Source organism: Streptomyces sporangiiformans (assembly GCF_005768555.2).
Taxonomy (GTDB): domain Bacteria; phylum Actinomycetota; class Actinomycetes; order Streptomycetales; family Streptomycetaceae; genus Streptomyces; species Streptomyces sporangiiformans.
On record NZ_VCHX02000150.1, the window covers coordinates 98384 to 104644 of the forward strand.

5 protein-coding genes and 1 pseudogene are annotated in these 6261 nt (G+C 72.9%); 1 reads left to right on the top strand and 5 read right to left on the bottom strand.

Annotation, left to right across the window (positions count from 1 at the left end):
* Genes cobJ through cobM form a run of 3 tightly spaced genes read right to left on the bottom strand, consistent with a single transcriptional unit; the run spans window position 1 to window position 3838 of the window.
* On the bottom strand, window positions 1-1692 hold the full coding sequence (gene cobJ, locus FGD71_RS23365) for a precorrin-3B C(17)-methyltransferase (RefSeq protein WP_119102455.1): 1692 nt from the start codon (window positions 1690-1692) through the stop codon (window positions 1-3).
* Window positions 1689-3014, bottom strand: coding sequence for a precorrin-6y C5,15-methyltransferase (decarboxylating) subunit CbiE (gene cbiE, locus FGD71_RS23370; protein ID WP_119102456.1), 1326 nt, complete (start codon window positions 3012-3014; stop codon window positions 1689-1691). Before cbiE ends, cobJ begins: the two co-directional genes overlap by 4 nt.
* Entirely contained in the window at window positions 3011-3838 is an 828-nt protein-coding gene (gene cobM, locus FGD71_RS23375) for a precorrin-4 C(11)-methyltransferase (protein WP_119102457.1), read from the bottom strand. The genes cbiE and cobM overlap by 4 nt, the downstream gene beginning before the upstream one ends.
* Window positions 3839-3977: 139 nt before the next feature.
* On the opposite strand from cobM, the gene FGD71_RS23380 reads away from it, so the two are divergent.
* The gene (locus FGD71_RS23380) at window positions 3978-4706 is read left to right on the top strand and encodes a ZIP family metal transporter (protein WP_119102458.1); all 729 of its coding nucleotides are present in this window, start codon (window positions 3978-3980) and stop codon (window positions 4704-4706) included.
* Between the two features lie 26 nt (window positions 4707-4732).
* Here the strand turns inward: FGD71_RS23380 and cobI are convergent, their stop codons facing one another.
* Window positions 4733-5467 (bottom strand): precorrin-2 C(20)-methyltransferase, encoded by a 735-nt coding sequence (gene cobI, locus FGD71_RS23385; protein ID WP_420878337.1) that lies wholly within the window; start codon window positions 5465-5467, stop codon window positions 4733-4735.
* Window positions 5464-6261, bottom strand: a pseudogene (locus tag FGD71_RS23390) (hypothetical protein); the annotation flags it as partial. The pseudogene FGD71_RS23390 and the gene cobI, both read right to left, overlap by 4 nt.

Genomic DNA, 6261 nt, shown 5'->3' on the forward strand with positions numbered 1-6261 from the left:
TCAATTGGGCTCCTCCTGCCAACGGTAGCCGCGAGGCGTCACCATACGGCCCGCGATCTCACGGGTCGCCGTGTTGCCCACCGTCACGACCGTCATCATGTCGACCGTTGCCGGATCGAGTCCCGCGAGGGTGGTGAGCCGGCTGGATTCGTCCGCGCGCGAGGCATTGCGTACGACACCCACGGGTGTCGTCGGCTCCCGGTGCTCGGCGAGGATCGCGAGCGCCTTGGGGAGCTGCCAGTCACGGCCCCGGCTGCGGGGGTTGTAGAACGTCACCACGATGTCGGCCTCCGCGGCGGCCCGCACCCGCCGCTCGATGACCTCCCACGGCGTGTGCAGGTCGGACAGGCTGATCGACACGTGGTCGTGGCCGAGCGGCGCGCCCAGGATCGCCCCGGCCGCGAGGGCGGCGGTCACCCCGGGCACCCCGACCACGTCGATGTCGTCGGACGCCTCGGCGAGCGCGGGCGACGCCATCGCGTACACGCCCGCGTCACCGCTGCCGATCAGCGCCACGGCCCGGCCGAGCCGTGCCTCCGACACAGCCGTCCGGGCCCGCTCCTCCTCGGCGCCCAGCCCGGACTCCAGAACGCGGGTACCCGGGCGGATCAGGTCGCGGATCTGGTCGACGTACTGGTCGAGCCCGACGAGCACGGAGGCCCGGCGCAGCTCGTCCTTCGCGCGCGGCGTCAGCAGATCCCGCGCGCCGGGACCGAGTCCCACGACGGCGAGCCGGCCGCGGCACGGACGCCGTACGACGGCACAGGTCGCCATCGCGGGCTGCCCGGCCTGTCCGGCGGATTTCCGCTTGGGGACGAGGAGTTCACCCCCGCGTACGAGCGCGGCGGCCTCCGCCACGGACGGCGTGCCGACGGCGGCCAGCGGCGCCTGGGACGGGTTGGGCACGTCCACGGCGGCCAACTCCTCGGCGGAGTACGTCACCAGGGGCACCCCGAGGCGGGCGGCCGCCTCGACGATGCCGGGCTCGCCGGCCTTGGCGTCCACGGTGGCGAGCTCGGCGACCGACCGGGCGGAGAGCCCGGCATCGCGCAGGGCTCCCTCCACGAGCCCGAGCACCTCGTCGGCGGGCGCGCCCCTGGAGGCGCCGACGCCGACGACGAGGGAGGGCGGGCGCAGGACGACTTCGTGCGCGGCGGGTTCGGCCAGCCGGTCCGTGAGCCGTATCGCGTACGGCCCGGAGGTCGCGACCGGGAGCGGCGGAAGCGGCCACGGCACCTCCGCCTCCAGAACAACAGGCTCCCCGTCCAGCAGGGCCCGCGACACCGCCGCCACATCTCCCTCGACGGGCAGCCCGAGCGTGTCCAGTCCGGGCACTGAGACCGAGTCGGTCGCTGTCGTCACCACCGGCTCCGCGCCGAGCAACTCACCTACCGCACGGGCGAGTTCATTGGCCCCGCCGCCATGCCCCCCGACGAGCGAGACGGCGAACCGCCCGCCCTCGTCCACACACACGACCCCCGGATCGGAGGCCTTGTCCGTCAGCAAGGGCGCGACGAGCCGCACCACGGCCCCCGTGGCCAGAAAACACACGAGCTGCTCGCACTCCGCGAAGGCACGCCGCACGGCGTCGCCCACGGGACCGTCGTACACACGCGTGCGATCGGGCCATGCCGCGGCCACCCGCTCGCGGGCCCGGGCACCCGCCGCCGTCGCGGAAATCAGGCCGATCACTGGGCAACTCCTTCGGTACGCGCCGGAGGCCGGACGCCCCACAGCAGGAAGACGGGATTGGTCGCCGCGAGCCGGGTGACATCCCCGGGCAGCGGCGCCAGGCGCGACGACTGCAGCAGTACGCCGTCACAGTCGAGCCCGGCCCCGACGAGCGCGTCGCGCGCCGCCGGAACCCGGTCGAGCGCGGCCATCGCCACCACGACCGCCCGCCGCGCCCGGCGCGCGCAGTCCGTCACGATCACGGGCAGCTCCTGTCCGCCGCCGCCGATGAACACGGCGTCGGGATCGGGGAGACCGGACAGCACGGTGGGCGCGGCACCCTGCACGACGGTCATGTCCACGCCGTGCGCGGCCGCGTTGGCGCGCACGCGCTCCACACCGTCCCATGTCTTCTCGACAGCGGTCACGGCGGCCCCCAGCCGCGCGCACTCCACGGCGACCGAGCCCGAGCCCGCCCCGATGTCCCAGATGTGATCCCCGAGCCGCGGCCCGAGCCGGGCCAGTGCGAGAGCGCGCACCTCGAACTTGGTGATCATCGAATCCCGGTGGGTGAACTCGCTCTCGTCCAGGGCCCATTGAGCGGGCCCGGGCGCGCGCCCGGCAACCGTCCGTACCGGCGTGAGAACGCGCGACTCGTCCAGACACAGCACGACGCTCACCGCCGACCCCCAGTCGCGGGCGGCGGCCTCGACGGGCGTGACCCGCTCGACGCACTCGCCCGAGGCCGTTTCCGCGGCTGTTTCCGAGGCCGTTTCCGGGTCCGTCCCGGAGCCCAGTGCCGAAGCCACCACGAGAAGGCGCCCACTCGACCGCAGGGCGGCCCCGAGCTCGGCGGGACCGGCCCCGGGGCCGGTCAGCACCGCCACCTTCGGGTGCGCCCGGCAGACGTTCACGGCGGTCCGCACATCACGCCCGTGCGCGCTCACCACCACCGCGTCGTCCCAGGCGAGTCCGAGCCGCGCGAAGGCGGTGGCCACGGACGACACCCCGGGGCGCACCTCCAGCCGGTCGCTCCCGAAACGCTCGGCGAGCGCCCGCACGATGCCGAAGAACCCGGGGTCGCCGGAGGCGAGCACGACCACCCGCCGCTGATCAGCCGGCTCTCGTTCGGGCTTCTGCGGTTGCGGTTGCTTCTCCAGGTGCCGCTCGATCGCGTCGAGGGCGGGCGCGAGGGGACCGAGGACGATCCGTTCCGCCGCGTCCGGCAGTCGCGCGGCCGCGAGATGCCGCCGCGCGCCCACGACGAGCTCCGCCTCGGCCAACGCGGCCTCGGCGTCCGGAGGAAGGGGCGCCCCCGTCCCCGTACCGACGACGGTGATCATGGTGTGGCACCCTGCGCACCCTGCGCACGCAGCGCCTTACGGGCCTGAGGGTCCGCCTTGCGGAAGCCGTGGAAGTGGCCGGGGTGGTAGAGGTGCGAGCGCGTGCCGTGCGCGTCGAGGGCCGGGCCGACCAGGAACAGCGTGTGCTTCCACAGCTTGTGTTCCTTGACGGTCTCCTCCAGCGTCCCGATCGTGCACTTCACGATCAGCTCCTCCGGCCAGGTCGCCTGGTACGCGATCACGACGGGCGTCGACGTCGGATAACCGCCCTCCAGCAGCTCGCGTACGAGCTGACCGCTGCGGGCGGCGGACAGGAACAGCGCCATGGTCGTGCCGTGCCGTGCGAACTCGCGCACCTCCTCACCCGGCGGCATCGGCGTCTTGCCGCCGCCGAGCCGGGTGAGGATCACGGACTGCGCGACCTCCGGGATGGTCAGCTCGCGCTGGGCGAGGGCGGCGACGGCGGAGAACGAGGAGACGCCGGGGATGATCTCGGTCTCGACCCCGATGTCCGCACACCGGTCGAGCTGCTCCTGCGTACCGCCCCACAGGGCGGGGTCGCCGGAGTGGATACGGGCCACCTTCAGCCCGTCACCGGCCGCCCGCTCGTACACGGCGACGACGTCCTCCAGGGACATGGTCGCCGAGTCGAGGATCTCCGCGCCCTCGCGCGCATGCTCCAGGACCTCCGCCTGCACCAGGCTGGCAGCCCAGATCACGACGTCGGCCTCGGCGATGGCGCGCGCGGCACGGAACGTCAGCAGATCGGCGGCGCCGGGCCCGGCCCCGACGAAGGTCACCTTGCCGGTGGGGGCATCGGCCATGGGATGGAGTCCTCTCCTACAAGTCCTGCGAGTGCTACGTGTCCTGCGAGTGGTACGAGTGCTACGAGTGCTACGAGTGCTATGCGGTATCAGCGGTGCGGAGGTGCGTGAACGGGGGACGATCGGATAACAAGGCCACATGGCGGTGTTCGTCGCGCTCGGCGCGTTCCTGATGACGCTGGCAGGCGGCTGGACGGCGCAACGCGTCACCGACCGCCGCCACCTCGTACTCGGCCTGGCCGGCGGCCTGATGCTGGGCGTGGTCGGCCTGGACCTGCTGCCGGAGGCGCTGGACGCGGCGGGTGGGGAGGTCTTCGGCGTACCGGCCGCGCTGCTGCTGTTCGTCGGCGGCTTCCTGCTGGCCCACCTCGTGGAGCGTCTGCTGGCCGTCAGCCGGGCCGCGCACGGCGCCGAGGAGCACAACGGCCGAACGCCTCAGGTGGGCCTGACGGCCGCCGCGGCGATGGTGGGGCACAGCGCCATGGACGGCATCGCGATCGGCGCCGCCTTCCAGGTGGGCGGCGGCATGGGCCTCGCGGTGGCCCTCGCGGTCATCGCCCACGACTTCGCGGACGGCTTCAACACCTACACGCTCACGAGCCTGTACGGGAACGCCCGCCGCAAGGCGCTGCTGATGCTGTTCGCGGATGCGCTGGCCCCCGTCGCGGGCGCCGCGTCGACGCTTTTCTTCACCCTTCCGGAGGATCTGCTCGGCGGCTACCTCGGCTTCTTCGGCGGCGCGCTCCTCTACCTCGCCGCCGCCGAGATCCTCCCCGAGGCACACCATCAGCACCCGGCCCGCTCCACGCTGCTGTGCACGATCGCCGGGGCGGCGTTCATCTGGCTGGTGGTGGGCGTGGCGGGCTGAACCGCCCCCTGCCCCTCCGGTACGTGTCACAGCTTGCCGCCGCGTCCGCCGTCGCGCCGCGCGGGCGCGATGAGCGTGGAGAGATAGGGCAGCGGAGAGCCGTCCAGTTCGGCCGCGGGCCGGATCGACTCCTCGGGCAGTCCGAGCGCGGAGCCCCAGACGGCGTCGTCGATCCGCCCGGTCTCCCGCAGAGCCGCGGCCACTTCCTCCGCGATCCGCCCGAACTTGTAGGCGACGACGGTCCCCGGCCCGGTGAGCGCGTCCTTGAGTACGGCGGCCCCGGCCGTGACGGGCACGAGGGTGAGCGGCTCGGTCCCCTCGGTCAGTACGGCCCCGGAGCGGGCGGCGAGATCCTGCATGGCGGTGATGCCGGGCACGGTCTCGATGACGGTCCCCGGGACCGATTCCTCGATGGTCTGCGCGAGATACGTGAAGGTGGAATACACGTTCGGATCGCCGATGGTGGCGAAGGCGACCGTGCCGTGGCCCCACAGCAGCTGGGCCACCCGCTCACCGGCCGCGTCCCAGGCGGCCTCGCGCCTGGCCCGGTCCGACCGCTCGTTGAGCGCGAACACGACCCGTACGACCTTCTCCTCGGGCACGTAGTGCAACACGGTGGCTTCGGCGCGGCCGCGCTCCCCGCTGTCCATGACGGGCACGACGACCACGTCCGCCGCACGCAGGGAGTTGACCCCTTTGACGGTCACAAGCTCCGGATCCCCGGGCCCGACCCCCACCCCGATCAGCCTTCTGTCGCTCATGACCCGACACACCTCTCCACGAACCGACGGGCGACACCGGGCGCCGAGGCCCAGTGCGTGTGCAGGTAACTCGCGTGCACACCCTGTTGTACGAAACCTTCGAGGCGCCGTCGAGGAGCGCGCAGGCCCCATGCTGCAGCCGCCCCCGCACCGGGTTCCACGACGGTCCGGTGAAACTCGTGCCCCCGCATCCGCGTCCCCGCCTCCGCGAGCACACTGTCGCTCACGGCCACGGCGTCGCGATACCCCAGGGTGAGCCGCTCGTCCATGCGCGCCTCGGCGTCGATGACCCCGCACATGGGCCGCCCGTCGAGCTCACGGCAGAGGTAGAGCAGCCCGGCACACTCGGCGGCCACCGGAGCACCACTGAACGCCAGCTCGGCGACGGCCTTGCGCAGCGGTTCGTTGGCGGACAGCTCGGGGGCGTACACCTCCGGGAACCCGCCGCCGATGACAAGCCCGGCGGTCCCCTCGGGCAGTTGCTCATCCCGGAGCGGATCAAAGGTGACGACGTCGGCTCCGGCAGCGGCGAGCAGTTCGGCATGCTCGGCGTAGGAGAAGGTGAACGCGGGCCCTCCGGCGACGGCGACGACGGGTGCTTTGAGCCCGGCCGGTTCATTTGAGCTCAGGCCGGCATCAACCAGCCCGTCCGGCGTTTGAGGACGAGGATGGCCGTCCCCATCCCCCACCCACCCGCGGGGGGCATGCTCTTGCGCGTCGTCCGGCATCTCCAGCCCGTCCGGCGTTTGAGGACGAGGCCGTTCAGGCCGACACGGGGGTCTGGGGGCGGAGCC